General features: G+C 59.7%; 21 protein-coding genes. 8 read left to right on the top strand and 13 right to left on the bottom strand.

Going from position 1 to position 21,571, the window contains the following annotated elements; all coding sequences use genetic code 11:
* Positions 1 to 128: 128 nt before the first annotated feature.
* Genes ACMHLQ_RS12580 through ACMHLQ_RS12570 form a run of 3 tightly spaced genes read right to left on the bottom strand, consistent with a single transcriptional unit; the run spans position 129 to position 2,846 of the window.
* Entirely contained in the window at positions 129 to 1,295 is a 1,167-nt protein-coding gene (locus ACMHLQ_RS12580) for a CCA tRNA nucleotidyltransferase (protein WP_415405147.1), read from the bottom strand.
* Positions 1,268 to 1,915: a CoA pyrophosphatase gene (locus ACMHLQ_RS12575; RefSeq protein WP_415405146.1), complete on the bottom strand. Its 648-nt coding sequence runs from the start codon at positions 1,913 to 1,915 to the stop codon at positions 1,268 to 1,270. Before ACMHLQ_RS12575 ends, ACMHLQ_RS12580 begins: the two co-directional genes overlap by 28 nt.
* Positions 1,860 to 2,846, bottom strand: a complete 987-nt coding sequence (locus ACMHLQ_RS12570; protein ID WP_415405145.1) for an Hsp33 family molecular chaperone HslO — start codon at positions 2,844 to 2,846, stop codon at positions 1,860 to 1,862. The genes ACMHLQ_RS12575 and ACMHLQ_RS12570 overlap by 56 nt, the downstream gene beginning before the upstream one ends.
* A 78-nt stretch (positions 2,847 to 2,924) precedes the next feature.
* On the opposite strand from ACMHLQ_RS12570, the gene ACMHLQ_RS12565 reads away from it, so the two are divergent.
* The gene (locus ACMHLQ_RS12565; RefSeq protein ID WP_415405144.1) at positions 2,925 to 3,362 is read left to right on the top strand and encodes an NUDIX hydrolase; all 438 of its coding nucleotides are present in this window, start codon (positions 2,925 to 2,927) and stop codon (positions 3,360 to 3,362) included.
* Here the strand turns inward: ACMHLQ_RS12565 and ACMHLQ_RS12560 are convergent.
* On the bottom strand, positions 3,350 to 4,645 hold the full coding sequence (locus ACMHLQ_RS12560) for a PP2C family protein-serine/threonine phosphatase (protein WP_415405143.1): 1,296 nt from the start codon (positions 4,643 to 4,645) through the stop codon (positions 3,350 to 3,352). The two genes, ACMHLQ_RS12565 and ACMHLQ_RS12560, sit on opposite strands and share 13 nt — an antisense overlap.
* A 151-nt stretch (positions 4,646 to 4,796) precedes the next feature.
* Between ACMHLQ_RS12560 and ACMHLQ_RS12555 the strand changes: the two genes are divergently transcribed.
* Positions 4,797 to 5,129, top strand: a complete 333-nt coding sequence (locus ACMHLQ_RS12555) for an Hpt domain-containing protein (RefSeq protein ID WP_415405142.1) — start codon at positions 4,797 to 4,799, stop codon at positions 5,127 to 5,129.
* On the opposite strand, the gene ilvA is transcribed toward ACMHLQ_RS12555, so the two are convergent.
* Complete coding sequence (ilvA, locus tag ACMHLQ_RS12550; protein ID WP_415405141.1) at positions 5,126 to 6,352, bottom strand: threonine ammonia-lyase IlvA; 1,227 nt, start codon at positions 6,350 to 6,352, stop codon at positions 5,126 to 5,128. The genes ACMHLQ_RS12555 and ilvA overlap by 4 nt on opposite strands.
* Before the next feature lie 116 nt (positions 6,353 to 6,468).
* On the opposite strand from ilvA, the gene ACMHLQ_RS12545 reads away from it, so the two are divergent.
* The gene (locus ACMHLQ_RS12545; RefSeq protein WP_415405140.1) at positions 6,469 to 7,686 is read left to right on the top strand and encodes an argininosuccinate synthase; all 1,218 of its coding nucleotides are present in this window, start codon (positions 6,469 to 6,471) and stop codon (positions 7,684 to 7,686) included.
* Here ACMHLQ_RS12545 and ACMHLQ_RS12540 read toward each other — a convergent pair.
* Entirely contained in the window at positions 7,679 to 8,383 is a 705-nt protein-coding gene (locus ACMHLQ_RS12540) for an HAD family hydrolase (protein WP_415405139.1), read from the bottom strand. The genes ACMHLQ_RS12545 and ACMHLQ_RS12540 overlap by 8 nt on opposite strands.
* A 124-nt stretch (positions 8,384 to 8,507) precedes the next feature.
* On the opposite strand from ACMHLQ_RS12540, the gene msrA reads away from it, so the two are divergent.
* Positions 8,508 to 9,167 carry a peptide-methionine (S)-S-oxide reductase MsrA gene (gene msrA, locus ACMHLQ_RS12535; protein WP_415405138.1) on the top strand — a complete coding sequence of 220 codons (660 nt, stop codon included), beginning with the start codon at positions 8,508 to 8,510 and terminating at the stop codon, positions 9,165 to 9,167.
* Here msrA and ACMHLQ_RS12530 read toward each other — a convergent pair.
* Together ACMHLQ_RS12530 and ACMHLQ_RS12525 are read right to left on the bottom strand one after the other, a co-directional pair.
* Positions 9,164 to 10,042: a ribokinase gene (locus ACMHLQ_RS12530; protein WP_415405137.1), complete on the bottom strand. Its 879-nt coding sequence runs from the start codon at positions 10,040 to 10,042 to the stop codon at positions 9,164 to 9,166. The two genes, msrA and ACMHLQ_RS12530, sit on opposite strands and share 4 nt — an antisense overlap.
* Positions 10,042 to 12,297, bottom strand: coding sequence for an NADP-dependent malic enzyme (locus ACMHLQ_RS12525; RefSeq protein WP_415405136.1), 2,256 nt, complete (start codon positions 12,295 to 12,297; stop codon positions 10,042 to 10,044). The genes ACMHLQ_RS12530 and ACMHLQ_RS12525 overlap by 1 nt, the downstream gene beginning before the upstream one ends.
* Before the next feature lie 123 nt (positions 12,298 to 12,420).
* On the opposite strand from ACMHLQ_RS12525, the gene mutS reads away from it, so the two are divergent.
* Complete coding sequence (mutS, locus tag ACMHLQ_RS12520; protein ID WP_415405135.1) at positions 12,421 to 15,051, top strand: DNA mismatch repair protein MutS; 2,631 nt, start codon at positions 12,421 to 12,423, stop codon at positions 15,049 to 15,051.
* A 34-nt stretch (positions 15,052 to 15,085) separates the two neighbouring features.
* Here the strand turns inward: mutS and ACMHLQ_RS12515 are convergent, their stop codons facing one another.
* Both ACMHLQ_RS12515 and hrcA read right to left on the bottom strand, forming a co-directional pair.
* The gene (locus tag ACMHLQ_RS12515; RefSeq protein WP_415405134.1) at positions 15,086 to 15,649 is read right to left on the bottom strand and encodes a nucleotide exchange factor GrpE; all 564 of its coding nucleotides are present in this window, start codon (positions 15,647 to 15,649) and stop codon (positions 15,086 to 15,088) included.
* 3 nt (positions 15,650 to 15,652) lie between these two features.
* Positions 15,653 to 16,723 (bottom strand): heat-inducible transcriptional repressor HrcA, encoded by a 1,071-nt coding sequence (hrcA, locus tag ACMHLQ_RS12510; RefSeq protein ID WP_415405133.1) that lies wholly within the window; start codon positions 16,721 to 16,723, stop codon positions 15,653 to 15,655.
* A gap of 97 nt (positions 16,724 to 16,820) precedes the next feature.
* On the opposite strand from hrcA, the gene rph reads away from it, so the two are divergent.
* The 3 genes from rph to hemW are packed head-to-tail and all read left to right on the top strand — an operon-like array spanning position 16,821 to position 19,280.
* Positions 16,821 to 17,534 (top strand): ribonuclease PH, encoded by a 714-nt coding sequence (gene rph / locus ACMHLQ_RS12505; protein WP_415405132.1) that lies wholly within the window; start codon positions 16,821 to 16,823, stop codon positions 17,532 to 17,534.
* Positions 17,531 to 18,142, top strand: a complete 612-nt coding sequence (gene rdgB / locus ACMHLQ_RS12500) for an RdgB/HAM1 family non-canonical purine NTP pyrophosphatase (protein ID WP_415405131.1) — start codon at positions 17,531 to 17,533, stop codon at positions 18,140 to 18,142. The genes rph and rdgB overlap by 4 nt, the downstream gene beginning before the upstream one ends.
* Positions 18,135 to 19,280, top strand: coding sequence for a radical SAM family heme chaperone HemW (gene hemW, locus ACMHLQ_RS12495; protein ID WP_415405130.1), 1,146 nt, complete (start codon positions 18,135 to 18,137; stop codon positions 19,278 to 19,280). Before rdgB ends, hemW begins: the two co-directional genes overlap by 8 nt.
* On the opposite strand, the gene ACMHLQ_RS12490 is transcribed toward hemW, so the two are convergent.
* Genes ACMHLQ_RS12490 through rsmG form a run of 3 tightly spaced genes read right to left on the bottom strand, consistent with a single transcriptional unit; the run spans position 19,277 to position 21,533 of the window.
* Entirely contained in the window at positions 19,277 to 20,164 is an 888-nt protein-coding gene (locus ACMHLQ_RS12490) for a ParB/RepB/Spo0J family partition protein (protein ID WP_415405129.1), read from the bottom strand. The genes hemW and ACMHLQ_RS12490 overlap by 4 nt on opposite strands.
* Before the next feature lie 3 nt (positions 20,165 to 20,167).
* Positions 20,168 to 20,977: a ParA family protein gene (locus tag ACMHLQ_RS12485; RefSeq protein ID WP_415405128.1), complete on the bottom strand. Its 810-nt coding sequence runs from the start codon at positions 20,975 to 20,977 to the stop codon at positions 20,168 to 20,170.
* A complete protein-coding gene (gene rsmG, locus ACMHLQ_RS12480; RefSeq protein ID WP_415405127.1) occupies positions 20,970 to 21,533 on the bottom strand; it encodes a 16S rRNA (guanine(527)-N(7))-methyltransferase RsmG in 564 nt (187 codons plus the stop codon). Before rsmG ends, ACMHLQ_RS12485 begins: the two co-directional genes overlap by 8 nt.
* Positions 21,534 to 21,571: the final 38 nt, after the last annotated feature.

Genomic DNA, 21,571 nt, shown 5'->3' with positions numbered 1-21,571 from the left:
GACGCGGGCCAAGGCCCGTTTCGTCACTTCAGACGATCGGCGACAATGTCAGGTGTCGTTCCAGATCCCGCGAAACATGATGCTTCCCTCCGTGTTCAGAAATGACATAGCGCCGTTTCGCCGCAAAGTCACGAGGCCAGCAAATCGTTTTTTGTCATGGTGAGGTCAGAGGCCAGCCAGGCCACTTTCAACGCGTTCAACCTGGCGCCCAGATCGGGGCCGGACAGGTCCGGAAAATCCTTGGCCGCAATGGGAAAGATGGCCTTGGCCCCCGTCGTCACATCGTCAACGACCTGCCGATCCAGCGGGGAATTCGCCATCGCTGCGCGCAGCAGAATTGCGCCGATCCCTGCACGTTTGCCCCCAACGTGACCCACTGATTTCGCGCCCCAAGGTGACGTGCTCAGCTCTCGCATCGAATCGAGTGTTTTTTGATCTTTGCGCGACAGGCGCAGCCGGTTGCCTACATCCTCACCGCCCAGCGCGGCAAGGCGGGTCAGGGGGTCAGGCGCCGTGCCGACCAGCCCTTCCAAGTGGATCACCGGGGCCAGGAACGTCGTCACGGCACCGGGCAGCACCCGCACCAAAACGCCGGTTTGTTCCATGACCCCCACGGCTGGCGCCGGGTCCGCCGCAGCCAGCAACTTGATCATCTCTGCGCCCACGCGTTCGGCCGAAAGGGTCTCTAACCCGTCCAGATTCGCGGCAATCCCGGCAAGCGCGTCGGCATCCCAACTGTCATCACCGTAGTAAGCGTGGAACCTGAAAAAGCGCAAAGTGCGCAGGTAATCCTCGCGAATGCGCTGGACCGCATCCTCGATGAACCGCACATGACCCGCGCGCGCATCGGGCAGGCCACCCAGCGGATCGAGGATCACGCCATGCCGGTCGGCATAAAGCGCGTTCATCGTGAAATCGCGCCGCAATGCGTCCTCCCTCACGTCAGTGGAAAAGGCAACAACGGCGCGGCGGCCATCTGTCGCCACATCGCGCCGGAAGGTGGTGACCTCGAACGCAGCGCCATCAATCACCACGGTGACTGTACCGTGATCAATGCCCGTGGGCACGGCACGATAGCCCGCAGCTTGGGCAATGCGCATCACGGCATCGGGCAAGGCATCCGTCGAGATGTCGATATCGGACGCAGGTGCGCCCAACACCGCGTTGCGCACACAGCCCCCGACGAACAAGGCAACATGGCCAGCCGCCTCAAGCGTCTGGCACAGGGCCTGCGCCTTGGGGTCAACCAGAAATGGCGTGCCAGGGTCTAGGGTTTGGGGAGCAGCTCGGTCCATGCGCGCAATATACGCGCGGTCGCGCCCCAGATGTAATAGGGCCCGTAGGGAACAGCATAATAGGCGCGGCGCTGACCCCGCCAGCGGCGCGATTCGATGATGTAATTCGCCGGGTCAAGGACATGGGCCAGCGGCACACGAAACACCTCTGCCACCTCGCCCACCTCAGGAACGGCATCGAAATCTTGGCCGATCAAGGCAACGACGGGCGTCACTGTAAAGGATGTGACCGTCTCATGGGGCGCGAAGGTGCCAAGGACATCAATGTGTTTGTCCGGCAGTCCGATCTCCTCACAGGCTTCGCGCAGGGCCGTTGCGACCAGATCGGCATCGCCCTCATCCTGCTTGCCCCCGGGAAAGGCGATCTGGCCGGGATGGTGCTTCAGGGCCGACGACCGTTTGGTCAGGATCAGATCATAGCCATCCGGCCCCGCAATGATGGGGGCAAGGACAGCCGCAGGGCGCAGCTTGCGCCCCGGCGCAAGGGTCACACCGGGGTTCAGATCAAAGTCGGAAGAAGACGTACCCGCGCGCGCCAAAGCCGCACGGGTACGCGTGATCAGGTCACTCACCGGTTTGGGTTTCCGCCTCGAACCCGACAGTCGCAGGATCGAGGTCATAATGCGCACCACAGAACTGGCAGTCCGCAGTCACGCGCCCCTCATCCGTGGTCATTGTGCCGATGTCGCGCGCCGAATAGATCGACAGGCTTTGCCGCACGCGATCTTCGGAACAGGTACAGCCAAACCGCACGGGCTGCGTGTCAAAGACGCGCGGCGTTTCCTCGTGAAACAGGCGCAGCAACAGATCACTGGGGGCCAGTTGAGGGCCGATCAGCTCCATCTCTTCGACCGTGTCGAGCAGGATGTTCACACGCGACCAGTCGTCGGACGCATCGCCATCAAGCAAATCCTGCGCCGCCAGAACATCGCCATTGCCCTCGCCCTTGGCCATCAACGGCGATGCCTTGGGCATGTGCTGCAACATCACGCCACCCGCGCGCCAGCGTTCGGCCACACCGGGTTCGGCCGACCGGCCAAAGCTGAGCTGGAAACGCGTCGGCAACTGCTCGGACTGGGCAAAGTAGGCTTCGGCGCAGGCCGCAAGCGACCCACCGGCAATGGGCGTGATCCCCTGGTAGGGTGTCATCCCCTGACCCTGGTCAATCAGGATGGCAAAGTACCCCTCGCCGATCTGATCAAACGGCGCACCGTCCGTCAGACGATCTGCATCATAGGTGGCATAGGCACGCACACGAGCGATATCGCCCTCTTTCTCGGGGCCGTAATAGTCGGTCGCGATCATGCGCACAGGCCCTTTGGACTGCACCTGCAGCGACAGTTTCCAGCGCAGCTTGACCGTCTGGCCGATCAATGCGGTCAGCAAAGCCATCTCGGCCACCAGCGCCTCGACTTGCGGGGGATAGTCGTGCTGTTTGAGGATACCATCCAACACCCCGTCCAGACGCGCCACGCGTCCGCGGATATCGGAAGCATCAAGTTGGAAGGGCAGGACGGTGTCGTCCCACGCGAGTTGCGAACCAAGAGTCATGGGGTTTCCTTTGGCGCCACGAATTGGCATATCGAGCCCCTATATAGGCCCGCGAACCAAAACTGAAAGAGGGCGCGCATGATCCGCCGTATCGGAACACCGCCCGAACCGGGCCGCATCTATACGCAACGCCCCGGTGCCTACGCCGTTCTGCCACGCGATGGCCGCGTCTTGCTGACGTGTCAGCATGGGCCCGCGCCAGACTTTCAACTGCCCGGCGGTGGGATTGATCCAGGTGAAAACACGCTGCAAGCGCTGCACCGCGAAGTGTTCGAGGAGACCGGCTGGCATATCGGCAACCCGCGACGGCTGGGCGTGTTCAAGCGGTTTGTCTTCATGCCGGAATACGACCAGTGGGCGCAAAAGGTCTGCCATATCTATGTGGCCCGGCCCACCTTGGCGCTCGGCACCCCGCCAGAGCCGGATCACCACGCCATCTGGATGGATCCGGATCACGCGGCCCTCGCGCTTGGTAACGATGGGGACCGGATGTTCCTGGCCGCCTATTTCGGCTGATCGGGGCCAGAATATTCAAACAGAATACCCGACACATCGTCGGGAAAACTGTCGTCGCCCGCAAACTCCGCGAGCTTCCACAACATCGCCTCGAAAAATGCCGGGCCGCTGACATCCGCCAATTCGGTCATCATGGTATCAAGGCCTTCTTCCTGCAGCATCTCGCCTTCGGCATTCGGGCATTCGGTGACCCCGTCCGACAGCAAGAGCAGGCGGTCACCCGGTTTCAACTGCGCCTCGAATTGCTGGAACGAAATGCCCGACATCAGGCCGACCGGGAATCCACCGGTGCCGTCCTGTTCGATCGTGCCGTCACGCCGTTGTATCGCGGGGTGAGGATGCCCGGCCTGCGCCATGCGAACATGCCCGCTGGCCAAGTCCACATCTGCAAGGAGGAGGGTAAAGTAATGCTCCGTCTCCATCTCATCGAGGACAAGATCGTTCAGCGTTTCAATGACCATTTCGGGCGGCAGGAAGGAATAGCTGCCATCGGGCGCACGCTGCAGGGCCACGTTTTGATCGGGCGCCGCCGCCGACAGGTATCCCGCCAGTCGGGCCGTCATCAGGGCCGAACTGATGCCGTGTCCTGAGACGTCGATGGAAAACAGGCCCAAATGCCCGGCGCCCGCAGGAAAGAAACCGACCAGATCACCGCCCACATGCCCGCTGGATCGCAGCATCAGCGATACATCGCCCGTCTCGAAGGACTTGTGCCGCTCGCGGATCAGCGATTGCTGCAGCTTCTTTGCCTCGATCAGGTCGCTGTCGAGCGAATCGTAAACCCGCTGCAATTCACCCAATGTGTCCGTGATAAGCCGGTTCTTCTCGGTCAGTTCCCGCTGCATGCGCAAGATCCGCTCACCCGCAGCGATCCGTGCCCGCAACTCGTTGGCATCGACAGGCTTGGTGACAAAATCGTCCGCCCCGGCTTCAAGGCCCATCGCCACTTCGTTCTTTTCGCTTTTGGAGGTCAGGAGGATGAAGTAACCGTACCGATCACCGGACATCTTGCGAAACTCATCACAGAATTCGAGGCCGTTCATACCCGGCATCATCCAGTCACTCAGCACCAGATCAGGCTGGATATCCCGCGCGATTTCCATCGCTTCCTCGCCAGACCCGGCCTCGTAAACCTCAAACCCCCAACGCTTGACCGAACTGCACAGGATTTTGCGTTGCAGGCGGCTGTCATCGACGATCAACACCCGATGCAAGGCATCCGCGCCGGAAGACGCGCTTTCGGATACGAGTTCCGTTTCCGACGGTTTGACCTTTACGTTCATGAGATTGGTTATTCCGGACTGCTTGCCGTTTATCTAGGGTCCGCCGCTTAACGCTGCATGAAATATCGTAACTGATTACCTAAACCTTTATCGGTCACACTTTCTTAATCGGTCTGGTGTTTCGTCCCGTCGGGTTAGGCGGAGGCAAGCGATGATTGACTGGCAACGTGTGAACACCCTGCGCGCGGAGATTGGCGAGGAAGACTTCGAAGAAGTTGTGCCCTTGTTTCTCGAGGAAGTGTCTGAAATCACGGATCAGCTGGGCGCGCACATCGATCTCGATCAACTCGAGGCGAACCTGCATTGCCTGAAAGGCAGCGCTGTAAATCTGGGTTTCGCCGATTTTTCAGCGCTGTGTCACGATGGCGAAGCAATGGCAGCCGCCGGCAATGCGGCGTCTGTGGATGTTGTCGAAATACTGAAGTGTTTTGACGCGTCCAAGGTCGCGTTCATGGCGGGCCTGTCGCAAGGTCAGGCAGCCTAGATCACGAACTGGGCCAATGTCTCGTCATTGGTGATGTCGGTATAGGTGAACCCCTCCGCATCCAGCGCAGCCAGGAAGCGGTCGAAATTCTCGGACCTGAGGGTTTCGATACCGATCAGAACCGACCCGAAATTGCGCGCCGACTTTTTCAGGTATTCGAAGCGGGCGATGTCGTCCTCGGGTCCGAGAATGTTCAGGAAATCCTTCAACGCACCCGGGCGTTGGGGCATACGCAGGATGAAGTATTTCTTGACGCCCGAATACCGCTGGGCGCGTTCCTTTACCTCTGGCAAACGCTCAAAGTCAAAGTTTCCACCAGAGGTGACGCACACAACCGTCTTGCCCTTGATCTGATCCACCACATCCGCCAGCGCCTCGATGGCAAGGGCCCCTGCGGGTTCAAGAACAACACCTTCGACGTTCAACATGTCAATGATCGTAGTGCAAATGCGGTCTTCGGCAATATCCAGAACATCAGACGGATCGACAGATGCAAGCCGGGCAAAGGTGCGTTGCCCGATTTTGGCGACGGCAGCGCCGTCAACGAACGTGTTGATGGGCGACACGTCCACGGGCGCCCCGGCCGCCACGGCATCGGCAAGGGACGTCGCCCCGCTTGGCTCGACAAAGGTGTAGTGCACCTGATCCCCGAAATAGCTGCGCGTGCCTGCCGACAAACCGCCCCCACCCACGGGCAGGATGATGTGATCGGGTGCGTGTCCCAACTGCGCCTCAATCTCCACCGCGACCGATGCCTGGCCTTCGATCACGTCCTCATCGTCAAAGGGGGACAGAAAATGCGCGCCCGCCTCCGCACAAAACGCCTGTGACGAGGCCAGCGTATCGTCAAAATAGTCACCGGTCAGCCGCACCTCGACACGGTCACCCCCAAACATCTGCGTTTTCATGATCTTTTGCTGCGGCGTGGTCACGGGCATAAAGATCACGCCCCGCACCCCGAAATGCTTGCACATATAGGCCACGCCCTGCGCGTGATTCCCCGCACTGGCACAGACAAACACCGCATCGTCCTGCATCACCTTGCGCATCGCGTTGAACGCACCCCGCAGCTTGTAGGACCGCACCGGGCTCAGATCTTCGCGCTTGAGCCAGACATCGGCCCCATAGCGGGCTGACAACATGTCGTTGCGCAACAACGGCGTCGGGGGAAAAACAGCCCGCATCGCACGTTCGCCCGCACGTGCACCTTCCTGAAAGCTCATTCGCTGACCCCTTTTCGCAATCATACTAACCTAGCGGCGCACATGGATTGGGTCAATCTTGCCCCTGTTGCGCAAAAGCGCTATCGCCAGCCAAACCTGATGAGGAACACAAGACGATGAGCGCACCAAAGAAAGTCGTGCTGGCCTATTCCGGCGGCCTCGACACCTCGATCATCCTGAAATGGCTGCAGACCGAATATGGCTGTGAGGTGGTCACATTCACCGCCGATCTGGGCCAGGGAGAAGAGCTGGAGCCCGCCCGCGCCAAGGCCGAGATGATGGGCGCATCAGCGATCTATATCGAGGATGTGCGCGAAGAGTTCGTGCGCGATTTCGTCTTCCCAATGTTCCGCGCCAACGCGCTTTACGAGGGGCTGTACCTACTGGGCACGTCCATCGCGCGGCCGCTGATTTCCAAACGCCTCGTCGAAATTGCAGCCGCCGAAGGTGCGGATGCTGTCGCCCACGGCGCGACGGGCAAAGGCAACGATCAGGTGCGGTTCGAACTGGCCGCCTATGCCTTGAACCCGGATATCAAGGTCATTGCGCCATGGCGCGAATGGGAGCTGTCCAGCCGGACCAAGCTGATCGACTTTGCCGAAAAGAACCAGATTCCGATCGCCAAGGACAAGCGGGGCGAGGCGCCATTTTCGGTCGACGCCAACCTGCTGCACACGTCCTCCGAAGGTAAAGTACTGGAAGACCCGGCTGTGGATGCGCCCGACTACGTCTACCAGCGCACCGTCTCGCCCGAGGCGGCCCCGGATGAGCCCGAGTTCATCGAAGTTGGGTTCGAGAAGGGCGATGCGGTCTCTATCAACGGGGAAATGATGTCTCCGGCCGCGGTTCTGACCAAGCTGAACGAACTGGGTGGCAAACACGGCATTGGCCGTCTGGACCTTGTCGAGGGCCGCTTTGTCGGGATGAAGTCACGCGGCATCTACGAAACACCCGGCGGCACCATCCTGCTGGAAGCACATCGCGGGATCGAGCAGATCACGCTGGATCGCGGCGCCGCCCATCTCAAGGACGAGATGATGCCGCGCTATGCCGAACTGATCTACAACGGCTTCTGGTTCTCGCCCGAACGCGAGATGCTACAAGCGCTGATCGACAAGAGCCAGGAACATGTGACGGGCACCGTACGTCTGAAACTGTACAAGGGCCTTGCGCGGACAGTTGGGCGTTGGTCGGATCACAGCCTGTATTCCGAAGCGCATGTGACGTTCGAGGACGACGCGGGTGCCTACGATCAAAAAGACGCCGCGGGATTCATCCAGTTGAACGCACTGCGCCTGAAGCTGCTGGCCGCGCGCGATCGTCGGCTCAAGTGATCTTGCATGCGGCGAGCGCCTCGTAATGGGGCATCGCCGCATCCGCCAACCGCGCATATTCAGGCTCTAACAGGGGCATATTGGGCTCCGCCTTGTCGAATCCGGTCGAGACGCGAACAGCGCCGTACCAATGCGCGGCCCAAACGCCGTCCGCTGCATGTCCGCCACTTGGCCAACGCAGCATGTTTGGCGTCCATGGCACATCAATCCGGTCACACAGCTTTTGTAACATTCCTGCCGGGTCTGCGCGGATGTCACTTGAATCGATGACAACCGGATCATTCACACCCGCAAAGATGCGCGCCTGCTGAACGAACCCGAGATCATCCAGTGTCGGCGCTTCACGCTTTTTCGCATAACTGGCGACAACACGTGCAGGATGGCGGATCAGAAAGACATGGCGCACCTGGTCCATCCACGCGGTGGGCCAGTCTGCCAACATATGATGGGTCATGTGTTTCTGATAGAAAACCGGCTCTATCACAGGCGAAATCAGCGTTTCAGCGACGTTGCCCGGATCATTCGGCTGGCTGGCCAAAATCGCATCGCGCATTGGATGATCCAAACCGGTTTCCGCCAGATAAGCGGCATAAAACGGCTCGTCCACCACGCGGCAATCACCCCGGGCGGCAAAGCTGTACATCATCGCCGTCGATAGATTGCGCGGCCCGGACCACATCGCGATACGTCGTGTCATGCGCGAAACGCTATCGCCACGCGCAGCGATGGTAAACGCCACATCACGCCTGCGCGACCTCGCCATCCTGTGAGTTGAGTGGATGGCGCGTTTGCGCAAGGTTGTCAGCCAAAGGAGATACGCCATGACACCGCTGCGCACCGCCAAAACTCTTTCTCTCGGCCTGACGATCGCCCTGGGCCTGTTCGCACAAGCCAAGACCAGCCACGCACAACAGCTTGAAACGCTGACCGTGGCGGGCGGCTGTTTCTGGTGCGTCGAAGCGGATTTTGAAAAAGTGCAGGGTGTAAAAGAGGCCGTGTCCGGCTTTGCCGGCGGTACAGTGGAAAATCCGACCTACAAACAGGTCGTCAAAGGTGGCACCGGCCATTTGGAAGCGGTGCAGATCACCTATGACCCGGCCCAGGTTCAGGTCGACACGCTGCTGTCCCTGTTCTTCCGCTCGATCGACCCGACGGATGCAGGGGGCCAGTTCTGTGATCGGGGCGCTACGTACAGCACAGCCGTCTTTGCGACGCCATCCCAGGTCGATGCCGCAAACGCCGCCAAGGCAAGCGCGCAAGCCGACCTTGGACAGACAGTCGTCACGCCGGTCTTGCAGGCCAGCACATTCTATCCCGCCGACAGCTACCACCAGGACTACTACAAACAGTCCAAGATCATCCTGACCCGCTTTGGTCCCAAATCGAAGGCGAGTGCATACAAGGCCTATCGCCAGGCCTGCGGACGCGATGCACGGGTCAAGGAATTGTGGGGCTCGGCCGCGCCGTTCGCAGGCAGCTAACCCAAACGCGCGTCTTCGATGTCTTTGAGGTCGGGGATAACGTCCGCCGTGCCCAACCGCGTGACCATGATGGCACCCGCCTGGGTCGCAAGGCGCAGCGCCTGTTCCATCGGCATGCCACGATCCAGGCCCGCGACGAGGTAACCGGTAAACGTGTCCCCCGCGCCCGTGGTATCAACGGGCGTCACCGGGATCGCAGGCACATGTGTCTCTAACCCGGTAGAAACGTCGATCCAACGGCATCCATCACCGCCCAGCGTAACCACGATATTGTCCACGCCCAGCGCCGTCAGGTCCTGACCCAAAGCTGCCTGCAACTGTTCGGCCTCGACCGCGTTCAAAACAAGTAAATCGGTAAAGGGCAACACGTCCGACACCGCCTGCGCATCAAAGGGCGCGGCGGCATAGACCACCTCCAGACCTAGCGACCTGGCCATTTCAGCCGCGTATCGCTGCCCGTTCGTTTCGTTCTGCATCACTAGCGTGTCACCCGCAGCCGCCGCACTAAGCGCCGCGCCGATCAGGTCGTCAGAGATCATACGATTTGTGCCGGGATAGAGAATGATCTGGTTCTCGCCGTCCTCTGCGACGGCAATGTTGGCGTGCCCTGTCGCCTGCCCAACCATCCGCGTGATGTGGCGCGTATCGACGCCGTATTCCATCAGGCGATCCACGGTCCAACCGCCCTCACCCCCCACTGCGCCAATATGCGTCACCCGCGCAGCCGCCCGCGCAATGGCGACGGACATGTTCGCGCCCTTGCCGCCCAAACCCTGGCTGTGTTCAACCGCGCTCAGCGTTTCACCGGGCGCAGGCAGATGCGGCACCCGGTACACGTTGTCGATGTTGATCGAGCCGAGGTTCCAGACTGCCATCAGCCCACCTTGCACGCCGCGAGCACGGCCATGTTCAGGATGTCATTGGCTGTGGAAACGGCCGAACAGATCTGGATCGACCCGTCCACGCCCGCCAGAATCGGCCCAATCACCGTGGCCCCGCCCATTTCCTGCATCAGCTTGACCGAGATGCTGGCCGAATGGCGCGCCGGCACAACCAGAATATTGGCAGGCCCGGTCAGGCGAGAGAATGGATAGGCCGCCTGCGCTTGCGCGTTCAGCGCAACGTCGACTGTCATCTCGCCCTCGTATTCGAAATCCACGCCGCGCTGGTCCAACACCAGAGGGGCCTGATGCATCTTTTCCGCCCGTTCCGACACCGGATAGCCAAAGGTGGAGAAGCTGACAAAGGCCACGCGCGGTTCAAGCCCCATGTTGCGCGCGACGATCACGGCCTGTTCGGCGATGTCTGCCAGGTCTTCCTCATCCGGCCATTCATGGACCAGCGTATCGGCGATGAACACGATCCGACCTTTGTGGATCAGCGCCGTTATGCCCGCCGCCTTGCTCGAGTTATCCGCGTCGAACACGTGGTTGATCCGCTCAAGCACATGCGCCGATTTACGGGTCGCACCAGTGACCAAGCCATCGCCATGCCCATGCGCCAGCATCAACGAGGCAAAGACGTGGCGATCCCGCGCGGCAAGGCGGTGAATGTCCTGACGATCATAACCGCGCCGTTTCAGTCGGTCGTAGAGATGGGATTTGTAGGCATCCAGATGTGTCGTGTTGGCCGCATTCACCACCTCCAACTCGCGCACGGCATCGCCCAGGCCCGCCTCTTCCAGCTTGGCTTTGACATCGTCGTTGCGCCCGACCACCAGCGCCTTGCCAAAACCGGACCGCTGATACGTCACGGCAGCCCGCAACACACGCGGGTCGTCCCCTTCGGCAAAGATCATGCGGGCCTGCGCCGCGCGGGCACGGGTGTTGATGCCTGTCAGGATGCTTGCCGTGGGATCCATCCGCGATTTCAGGCTCAGCTCATATGCCTCCATATCGATGATGGGGCGGCGTGCAGCACCTGTGTCCATCCCCGCCTTGGCGACAGCTGGCGGAATACGGTGGATCAGACGGGGATCGAATGGCGTTGGAATAATGTAGTCGCGGCCAAAGCTGAGCGATTTGCCATAGGCGAGCGCCACCTCGTCCGGTACGTCCTCGCGGGCCAGCGCAGCAAGGGCATGGGCGCAGGCAATCTTCATCTCGTCATTGATAGCGCGCGCATTGATGTCGAGCGCCCCGCGGAACAGGTAGGGAAACCCCAGAACGTTGTTCACCTGGTTGGGATAGTCGCTGCGCCCGGTGGCAACGATGGCATCCATCCGCACCTCATGCGCCTCTTCGGGCGTGATCTCGGGGTCGGGGTTGGCCATGGCAAAGATCACCGGGTTATCCCCCATGCTTTCGACCATCGCAGGCGTCACCGCCCCTTTGACCGACACGCCCAGGAACACGTCGGCCCCCTTCATCGCATCCTCAAGTGTGCGTAGGTCCGTCTTGACCGCATGCGCCGATTTCCACTGGTTCATCCCCTCGGTCCGCCCTTGGTAGATGACGCCCTTGGTGTCACAGACGATGCAATTGTCATGGCGCGCACCCATGGATTTCAGCAGCTCGATACAGGCGATGCCAGCGGCCCCTGCCCCGTTCAGGACAATCTTCACATCCTCGATCTTTTTGCCCGAGATGTGCAGCGCGTTGATCAGCCCGGCGGCACAAATCACCGCCGTCCCGTGCTGGTCATCATGAAAGACGGGAATGTCCATGTCCTCTTTCAGACGCTGTTCGATGATAAAACATTCGGGCGCCTTGATATCCTCAAGGTTGATACCGCCAAATGTCGGGCCCATCAGCTTGACCGCATTGCAGAACGCATCGGGGTCTTCGGTGTCGAGTTCTATGTCGATGGAGTTCACATCGGCAAAGCGTTTGAACAGAACGGCCTTGCCCTCCATCACGGGTTTTGAACCGAGCGCGCCCAGATTGCCCAGCCCCAAAACAGCCGTCCCGTTCGAGATCACGGCCACAAGGTTGCCCTTGTTCGTGTAGTCATAGGCCAATTCGGGGTTTTCCGCGATCGCCTCGCAGGGCACGGCGACACCCGGCGAATAAGCAAGACTCAGGTCGCGCTGCGTCGTCATGGGCACGGTGGCCGCGATTTCGAACTTGCCGGGCGTGGGTTCCATGTGGAACGCCAGCGCTTCCTCGGCTGTGACCTTGCTCTTGCTCATATGCGGTAGTCCTCCCGTGACGCTTGGGCCTCTTAGCCCAGCGCGGCGTCTGCCTCAATCGACTTTGGCTTTCGCTTGCCCGCGCCTGTTTGTAAGGTCGCGCGGCAAATGCCGGGGGCCGCAATGTCAGTCACGCCAATGATGGCGCAATATCTCGAGATCAAGGCGCGCCATGCGGGCGCATTGCTGTTCTACCGGATGGGCGACTTTTACGAGATGTTCTTTGACGATGCCGTTGCCGCGGCAGAGGCATTGGACATCGCGCTGACCAAACGCGGCAAACATGACGGGGACGACATTCCGATGTGCGGCGTACCTGTCCACTCAGCCGAAGGGTATCTGCTGACCCTGATCCGCAAAGGGTTCCGCGTGGCTGTCTGCGAACAACTCGAAAACCCGGCAGAGGCGAAAAAGCGCGGCTCGAAATCCGTGGTCAAGCGGGATGTGGTGCGACTGGTCACGCCCGGGACACTGACCGAGGACAGTCTGCTTGAGGCACGGCGGCACAATTTTCTCGCCGCGTTCGCGGATGTGCGCGGCCAAGGGGCTTTGGCCTGGGTTGATATTTCCACGGGCGCGTTTCATGTCATGGCGCTTGATTTGGCCTTGTTAGGGCCTGAATTGGCGCGCCTCGCCCCGTCCGAACTGATTGTGTCCGACAGCAAAGAGGCCGAGTTGCGCGAGATTGCAGACGATTTTGGCATCGCGCTGACCACGCTCGGCGGCGCGGCGTTTGACAGTGCCGCCGGCCTTGATCGCGTGAGCACGCTGTTCAAGGTCGCCACATTGGACGCTTTTGGCACGTTCAGCCGGGCAGAGATTGGGGCGATGGGTGCCCTCGTCGAATATCTTGAGATCACGCAAAAGGGCAATCTGCCCCTGCTGCGTCCGCCCCAACAGGATACTCAATCGAAAACGGTGCAGATTGATGCGGCAACGCGCAGAAACCTGGAACTGACCTCGGCCTTGTCGGGCGGGCGCGCGGGATCACTGCTTGATGTGGTTGATCACACGGTCACCTCAGCCGGTGCGCGGTTGCTTGAACGCAGGATCAGCTCCCCTTCCCGTGTGTTAGAGACGATTTCAGACCGGCTGGATGCCGTTCAGTATGGTGTCGATCACACAGATTTTGCGCAAATATTGCGAACCGAACTGCGCAGCGTGCCCGATATGGATCGCGCCCTGTCTCGTCTGTCCCTAGACCGGGGCGGCCCACGCGACATGGCGGCCCTGCGCAATGGGCTGACCTGCGCGGTACAATTGTTCGATACAGCGCCCGATGATCTGCCATCCTTGCTGTCCACGGCGTTTGACGATCTTGATGGTCACGTCAATCTAATTGATCGGCTAGACAACGATCTTGTGGCCGAACCGCCGCTGTTGGCCCGCGATGGTGGCTTCATCGCGCCCGGCTGTGATGCCGATCTGGACGAAGCGCGGCAATTGCGGGACGAAGGGCGCTCTGTCATCGCGCAGTTGCAACAGCAATATGTACAAGCCTCGGGCGTTCAATCGCTGAAGATCAAGCATAACAACGTGCTGGGATACTTCATCGAGGTCTCTTCGACCCATGCCGATAAAATGCTGTCCGCCCCGCTCAGCGAAACGTTCATCCACCGCCAGACAACCGCAAATCAGGTCAGGTTCACTACTGTCGATCTGTCCGATCTTGAAACGCGCATTCTGAACGCGGGCGCACGGGCGCTCGAGATTGAAAAGCGTCTCTATGAAAGCCTGAAATTACGCATTCTGGACAACGCGGCGCAGATTGCACAAACCGCGCGCGCATTGGCCGAGATTGATCTGGCTTTGGCATTGGCCGATCTCGCGGTATCAGAGAACTGGTGCAAACCGACCCTCGACAGTTCGCGCGCATTCGACATCAGCGGCGGGCGGCATCCGGTTGTTGAACATGCGCTGCGGCAGCAAAGCGGTGCACCCTTCATCGCCAATGACTGTGATCTGACCGCCCAGGATGGTGCCGCCGTCTGGTTGCTGACGGGTCCAAACATGGCCGGTAAGTCGACATTCCTGCGCCAGAACGCCCTAATCGCGATCCTGGCGCAAATGGGCAGCTACGTGCCCGCAACCTCTGCGCATATCGGGTTGGTCAGCCAAATTTTCAGCCGTGTCGGCGCCTCGGACGATCTGGCGCGGGGGCGGTCGACCTTTATGGTCGAGATGGTGGAAACCGCCGCGATCCTCAATCAGGCCGACGACCGGGCGCTGGTCATCCTCGATGAAATCGGGCGCGGAACAGCGACATATGACGGGCTTTCGATTGCATGGGCCACACTTGAACACCTGCATGATGTGAACAAGTCGCGCGCCCTCTTTGCCACGCATTATCACGAGATGACGGCATTGGCGGGCAAGCTCGACGGCGTGGAAAACGCCACTGTCGCCGTCAAGGAGTGGGAGGGCGAAGTCGTGTTCCTGCACGAGGTACGGCGCGGCGCAGCGGACAGGTCCTATGGTGTGCAGGTGGCGCAATTGGCAGGCCTGCCCCCAGCCGTCATCGCAAGGGCGCGCATCGTTCTCGATGCATTGGAATCCGGTGAGCGCGAAGGCGGCGCAACACAGAAGACGTTGATCGACGATCTTCCACTGTTTTCAGCACAAGCCGCACCGCCCCCACCAAAACAGGCAGAATCCCCCGCGTTAGAGATGCTGCGCGACCTACATCCTGACGAGTTATCACCCAAAGATGCACTCGACCTGATCTACAAACTGAAAGACGCGGCCAGGTCCTGACCGCGTCTTCATTGTTCTTCAAATATGCAAAATCTCAGCTTGCGGGCATAGACGACACACCGACCTGCGCGGGACGCAGCAACCGGTCGTGCAGCATGAACCCTTCGGCGGCAACCTGAATGATTTCACCCGCCTTAGTGCCGGGCACAGGGGCCTCGAACATCGCCTGGTGATGCTGCGGATCAAAGGTATCGCCCACTTCGGGTGCGATTACTTCGATGCCGTGTTTCTTGAACACGTTCAGCAACTCGCGCATCGTCAACTCAACACCTTCCAGCAGGGCGCCCGACACTTCACGCTGTTCATCTGTCGCCGCTTCAAGCGCGCGCTTGAGGTTGTCATAAACGGGCAGCATGTCGCGGGCCAGCTTTGACCCACCATAATTCTCGGCCTCGCGGCGATCCTTGTCCGACCGTTTGCGCGCGTTTTCGGCGTCAGCCAGCGCGCGCATGAACCGGTCTTTCAGTTCGTCACGTTCGGCGCGCAGCTGGTCAAGTTCCAGCTCTTCCTCACCGATCTCTGCCATGTCCTCGGCATATTCCTCGTCCGCGGCAATATCGATATCATCCAGGAAATCATCGTTCTTGGGCTCAGCCATGGTTCACCTTTCACTGCGGTCCGTCAGCATGCGCCCGACCAGCTGGGCTGTGTAATCTACAATCGGAACGATGCGGCCATAGTTCAGTCGCGTGGGTCCAATAACCCCTACCGCTCCGATAATCTTTCGATCCGCGTTCATATATGGGGAAACCACCAAAGAGGAACCCGAAAGTGAGAAAAGTTTGTTCTCCGAACCAATAAAAATGCGCACACCGTCACCGTCCTGAGTGAGGTCCAGAAATTCAGCGATGTCGCGCTTGCGCTCGAGGTCATCAAACAGCGACCGGATGCGGTCGAGGTCTTCGGCCTCTGCCGATTCGTCCAGCAGATTTGCCCGCCCCCGCACGATCAGACGTTCGGGCGTATCGCCGTCCCCCTCCCACGAGGCCAGTCCGCTTTCCACCAGCGCGTGCGACAGCGTGTCGATCTCTTGCCGCCGCATGGCAATCTCGTGCTGCACCGTTTTGCGAATATCGCTCAGCGTGCGTCCTTCGATAATCGCGTTCAGAAAATTGGCGGCCTCGCGCATGGACGATGGCGTTTGCCCCGGCGGCGGCTGAAACAGCCGGTTTTCCACATGCCCATCTGCAAACACCAGAACGACCAGCGCCTGATCGGGGCCCAGCGGCACAAAATCCAGATGCTTGACCGGCGCCTCGCGCTTGGGCGTCAAAACCAGGGATGCACCATGCGTCACACCCGAAAGGGCAGAGCCGACCCGGTCGAGCAGACCGGACACATCCCGTTCGTTCGACCCAAGCGTCGCATCAATTTTTTCCCGGTCGGATTCGTCCGGCACGCCCATTTCCAGCAAACCGTCGACAAACATGCGTAACCCCATTTGGGTTGGCACACGCCCGGCGCTGACATGGGGGCTGCCCAGCAAGCCCATATACTCGAGATCCTGCATCACGTTGCGGATCGTCGCGGCACTGACCTTTTCGCTGAAATCACGGGTCAGGGTGCGCGAGCCAACGGGATCGCCCGAGTCCAGATACCCCTCGACCACCCGGCGAAACACCTCGCGCGAGCGTTCGTTCATTTCATCGAGGAGTTTCTGTGTGTTGGTCATCGTCTGGTATTAAAGCCCTCGAAAATCAAAGGTCAATCGGGGTTGCCCTTGGACCCGGCGGGGCGGTATCCCGACAGGGCAACGAAAAGGACATGACATGCGCCCCTCTGGTCGAGAGTTAAGTGAAATGCGCCCTGTTTCAATCGAAACGGGCTTCACCAAACATGCTGAGGGGTCTGCCCTTATCAAGATGGGCGACACGCATGTGCTGTGCACCGCCACGATCGAAGAACGCGTGCCGCCCTTTATCAAGGGGTCCGGTCTGGGCTGGGTGACGGCGGAATACGGCATGCTGCCCCGCGCCACCAACACCCGCATGCGGCGCGAGGCTGCGTCCGGCAAACAAGGTGGGCGCACGGTCGAAATCCAGCGCCTGATCGGTCGTGCATTGCGCGCCGGTGTGGATCGCGTCGCCTTGGGCGAACGGCAAATCACCGTCGATTGCGATGTGCTGCAAGCCGATGGCGGAACGCGCTGTGCTTCGATCACCGGGGGTTGGGTTGCGCTGCGCCTGGCCGTGAACAAGTTGATGAAGGCGGGTGACGTGACCAGCGATCCGCTGATCTCTCCTGTCGCGGCAGTCAGCTGCGGGATTTATGCGGGCCAGCCGGTGCTTGACCTCGACTATCCCGAGGACAGCGAGGCCGGCGTGGATGGCAATTTCATCATGCTCGGCGACGGTCAGTTGATCGAAATCCAGATGAGCGCGGAAGGATCCGTTTTCTCGCGCGACCAAATGAACCAATTGATGGATCTGGCTGAAAAAGGCGTCGGTGAACTGGCGGCCGCGCAATTGGCGGCCTCTGCATGACACGACGGTTCGACGGCAAACGCATTCTTGTGGCGACCCACAACGCGGGCAAGCTGGAAGAAATGGAACAGCTGTTCGCGCCCTTCGGGGTCGAGGTTGTCGGTGCAGCCGAAATGGAATTGCCCGAACCGGAAGAAACGGAAACCACCTTTGTCGGCAATGCACGGATCAAGGCGCGCGCGGCGGTCGAGGCCACTGGCCTTCCTGCCCTCGCCGACGATTCCGGGATTGAAGTTGATGGGTTAGACGGAGCGCCCGGTGTCTACACTGCCGATTGGGCGGAAACGCCGGATGGCCGGGATTTCATGATGGCCATGACCCGCACCCATTCCGAATTGGTGGCGCGCAATGCACCGCAGCCGTGGACGGCACGTTTCTGTTCGACCCTGGTCCTCGCCTGGCCCGATGGGCACGAAGAGGTGTTTGCAGGCACTGTCGAGGGGACATTGGTCTGGCCTGTGCGCGGCGCGCTAGGTCACGGATATGATCCGATGTTCCAGCCCGTCAGCTACGACCGCACCTTCGCCGAAATGCCTGCGGATGAGAAAAACACCATTAGCCACCGCGCCGACAGCTTTGCCAAACTGATCGCGGGCTGCTTTGGCTGAAGATTGGCAAAACGGCGGCTTCGGTCTGTACATCCACTGGCCGTTTTGCGCCGCCAAATGCCCCTATTGCGATTTCAACAGTCATGTCACGCGCACGGTTGATCACGACCAATGGCGCGACGCGCTGGTATCGGAAATCGCCAAGGCCGGGCAGCAGACGCAAGGGCGTGTGTTGCAATCCGTGTTCTTTGGCGGCGGCACACCCAGCCTGATGGCCCCATCGACCGTGGACGCCATCATGCGAACAGTCGAGCGCACTTGGCCCACCGCCAACGATCTCGAAGTGACACTTGAGGCCAATCCAACCTCGGTCGAGGCTGCGCGGTTTGCCGATTTCCGCACCGCTGGCGTCAACCGCGTGTCCATGGGCATTCAGGCGCTGAACGACACCGATCTCAAGGCGCTTGGCCGGATGCATACGGCGGCGGAAGGTTTGGCCGCCTTTGATATCGCGCGAAACACGTTCGAACGAGTCAGTTTCGATCTGATGTATGGACGGCAAAATCAGTCTCTATCACAGTGGGAGACCGAGTTGCAGCAGGCCTTGTCCCTCGGCCTTGATCACGTGTCTCTGTATCAGTTGACCATCGAGGCCGGGACAGCATTTGGGGATCGTTATGCGGTTGGCGCGTTGCGCGGTTTGCCGGATGATGACCTGTCTGCCGATATGTACGCGATAACCCAGGACATATGTTCGGCGTTCAGCATGCCCCGCTACGAGGTGTCCAATCATGCCAAGGATGGCGCGGAATCCCGTCACAACCTGATCTATTGGAGGTATGGGGATTACATCGGCATTGGCCCCGGTGCGCATGGCCGCGTGACGCTAGACGGAACCCGCTACGCGACCGAACAGGCGCGTATGCCAGCAGCGTGGTTAACCAAAGACAACCGGGAAACGCGCGAGGCATTGTCTGGCCAGGATCAAGCGGTTGAGTTCCTGATGATGGGCCTAAGAGTATCGCAAGGCATTGATTTAAAAAGATATTCCGATCTAGCTGGCAGACCAGTGAGCGTTGCACGGATCGATGAATTGGTCGACCTTGAGATGATCACAGTAGCGGGCAGCCAAATGACCCTTACAGATCAAGGCTTTACCCTGCTGAACGGTGTCTTGCGCACACTATTGGCGGATTAGCCCGTACTCAGCTTGCGGCACAGATCATCCAACTGCTCAAGAGAGTCGTAGTGCAGTGTCAACTGGCCCGCCTCTCCGTCTGGCTTGTGAGTCAGCGTAACCTTCACACCAGTTGCGGCGGACAAGTCGTTTTCCAGTGCGCGTGTATCTGCATCCTTGGTTGGTGCTTTCGCCTTCTGACCACCGGAAAAGATGTTGTCGTCGCTCGCCTCCATCGACTTTTTCGCCAATGCCTCGGTTGCGCGCACTGACAGCCCACCAGCGATGACCTTTTTCGCTAAACTTTCAGGGTCGTCCGCAGTGATCAACGCACGGGCATGGCCCGCGCTCAGCGATCCGTCGACGACAAAGGCCTGCACCACGTCCGGCAATTGCAGCAACCGCAACAGGTTCGCAATGTGGCTGCGGCTTTTGCCCAGGGCTTCGGCCAGCTTTTCCTGCGTATGGCCAAACCGATCCATCAGTTGCTTGTAGCCGGCCGCCTCTTCAATCGAATTGAGGTCAGCACGCTGAATGTTCTCGATAATCGCGACTTCCAGAACTTCGGTGTCGGTGAAATCCCGGATGATCACGGGAAGGCTGTGCAATTGCGCTTGCTGAGCCGCCCTCCATCGCCGCTCACCCGCGACAATTTCGTATCCGTCTCCTGCCGGGCGAACGATCAAGGGCTGCAAAACACCCTTTTCCTTGATCGACGCGACCAGATCATCAAGCGGCGCGGCATCGAACCGTTTGCGCGGCTGATCTGGATTTGGACGTATCTTTTCAATCGGGATCTGCTGATCCGCACTGCGCGGCGCTTCGGACTTTTCCGTTTCGGTTACGTCGGCCATCAATGCAGACAGCCCACGGCCTAGCCCACGTTTCTTGTCACCACTCGCCATGTTCTAAGCCCCCATTGTCGCGTTGTTATGAACCAACTCTTTTGCCAGGTCGCGATAGGCAATCGCGCCTTTGGACGTGCTGTCATATGACAAAACCGGCATCGCAAAGGACGGCGCCTCGCTCACCCTCACGTTCCTGGGAATACGCGTTTTGAACACGATTTCCCCCAGATTATCGCGCGCATCCTGTTCGACCTGTTGCGACAGGTTATTGCGCGCATCATGCATTGTCATCACAACGCCCTCGATCCGCAGATCGGGATTGCCGGTTTGGCGCACCTCACGAATGGTCAGCATCAGTTGTGACAACCCTTCGAGGGCGAAAAACTCACTTTGCAGCGGCACCAGGACAGAATGCGACGCGATCATCGCATTGACGGTCAGCAAGTTCAGCGACGGCGGGCAATCAATCAGGATGAAATCCAGCGCATAGCTGTCCATTTGCGGCTGTCGCAGCGCGTCGTGCAGCAAAAAGCTGCGTTTTTCGTTCGAGATCAATTCGATATCGGCCGAGCTCAGGTCAACCGTCGCCGGTACAATCAACAAATCATCGATGTTCGTCGCCAGCACGACATTCTTCAGGTCCACCTCTTCCAGCAACAGGTCGTACGTCGTGTACTCCCGATCATCCATTTCGATGCCCAGACCAGTCGACGCGTTGCCTTGCGGATCCAGATCCACGACCAGAACACGGTTCCCCAACTCGACAAGCGCCGCGGCAAGGTTAATCGTTGTTGTGGTTTTGCCAACGCCGCCCTTTTGGTTGGCGACAGAGATAATCTTGGGGGCCCGTGGTCGTGTGGGGTCAGACACGTTCGATATCCTTTATGGTCAGGATCGCTGCTTGTGCATCAGTCTTACTGGGGGTCGCTTCATATGAAAACCGCCAGTTTTCCTGTGCGCGGGCAATTTCCTCCCTCCATTTGGCGCCTTTCATGAATACACATTGTCCATGTGGCGCCAAATGAGGGTGCGCGAACCCCAACAAAAGGTTCAAATCAGCAAGCGCGCGGGCTGTGATCATGGCTGCCCCGATTGAGGCGACCTCCTCAACACGTTTCGCCACAACAGAAATTGGTAGATCAAGCTCCCGCGCGCAGGTGCGCAGAAAAGTGGCTTTGCGCTGATCGCTTTCGATGAGGGTCAGGTCAAGCTGTCGTCCTTCCCCCTGTGCCAATACGGCGATCACAACCCCGGGCAAGCCTCCGCCACTTCCCAAATCGGCGCTCACACCTTCAAAACCGGTGTAAATCTGGGCGGAATCCCAGATATGGCGGTGTTCGACGTCATCGAGTGTGGATTTTGCGATCAGGTTGATCCTGACCGTCCACTTGCGCAGCAGCTCTGCGTAATGCGCAAGTTTGTCCAATGTTTCACGTGAAACACTCCGGTCATACCAATCAGGTG

The sequence above is a fragment of the Tateyamaria algicola genome (genome assembly GCF_047715485.1).
GTDB lineage: Bacteria > Pseudomonadota > Alphaproteobacteria > Rhodobacterales > Rhodobacteraceae > Tateyamaria.
The sequence above is the reverse complement of the archived record's forward strand: the minus strand, read 5'-3'. Positions and strand labels throughout refer to the sequence as shown.

Bases quoted from the DNA above. Each gene is read 5' to 3' on its own strand.
- ACMHLQ_RS12580 (WP_415405147.1), bottom strand. From the start codon at position 1,295: ATGGACCGAGCTGCTCCCCAAACCCTAGACCCTGGCACGCCATTTCTG.
- ACMHLQ_RS12575 (WP_415405146.1), bottom strand. From the start codon at position 1,915: ATGACCTCGATCCTGCGACTGTCGGGTTCGAGGCGGAAACCCAAACCG.
- ACMHLQ_RS12570 (WP_415405145.1), bottom strand. From the start codon at position 2,846: ATGACTCTTGGTTCGCAACTCGCGTGGGACGACACCGTCCTGCCCTTC.
- ACMHLQ_RS12565 (WP_415405144.1), top strand. From the start codon at position 2,925: ATGATCCGCCGTATCGGAACACCGCCCGAACCGGGCCGCATCTATACG.
- ACMHLQ_RS12560 (WP_415405143.1), bottom strand. From the start codon at position 4,645: ATGAACGTAAAGGTCAAACCGTCGGAAACGGAACTCGTATCCGAAAGC.
- ACMHLQ_RS12555 (WP_415405142.1), top strand. From the start codon at position 4,797: ATGATTGACTGGCAACGTGTGAACACCCTGCGCGCGGAGATTGGCGAG.
- ilvA (WP_415405141.1), bottom strand. From the start codon at position 6,352: ATGAGCTTTCAGGAAGGTGCACGTGCGGGCGAACGTGCGATGCGGGCT.
- ACMHLQ_RS12545 (WP_415405140.1), top strand. From the start codon at position 6,469: ATGAGCGCACCAAAGAAAGTCGTGCTGGCCTATTCCGGCGGCCTCGAC.
- ACMHLQ_RS12540 (WP_415405139.1), bottom strand. From the start codon at position 8,383: ATGACACGACGTATCGCGATGTGGTCCGGGCCGCGCAATCTATCGACG.
- msrA (WP_415405138.1), top strand. From the start codon at position 8,508: ATGACACCGCTGCGCACCGCCAAAACTCTTTCTCTCGGCCTGACGATC.
- ACMHLQ_RS12530 (WP_415405137.1), bottom strand. From the start codon at position 10,042: ATGGCAGTCTGGAACCTCGGCTCGATCAACATCGACAACGTGTACCGG.
- ACMHLQ_RS12525 (WP_415405136.1), bottom strand. From the start codon at position 12,297: ATGAGCAAGAGCAAGGTCACAGCCGAGGAAGCGCTGGCGTTCCACATG.
- mutS (WP_415405135.1), top strand. From the start codon at position 12,421: ATGTCAGTCACGCCAATGATGGCGCAATATCTCGAGATCAAGGCGCGC.
- ACMHLQ_RS12515 (WP_415405134.1), bottom strand. From the start codon at position 15,649: ATGGCTGAGCCCAAGAACGATGATTTCCTGGATGATATCGATATTGCC.
- hrcA (WP_415405133.1), bottom strand. From the start codon at position 16,723: ATGACCAACACACAGAAACTCCTCGATGAAATGAACGAACGCTCGCGC.
- rph (WP_415405132.1), top strand. From the start codon at position 16,821: ATGCGCCCCTCTGGTCGAGAGTTAAGTGAAATGCGCCCTGTTTCAATC.
- rdgB (WP_415405131.1), top strand. From the start codon at position 17,531: ATGACACGACGGTTCGACGGCAAACGCATTCTTGTGGCGACCCACAAC.
- ACMHLQ_RS12490 (WP_415405129.1), bottom strand. From the start codon at position 20,164: ATGGCGAGTGGTGACAAGAAACGTGGGCTAGGCCGTGGGCTGTCTGCA.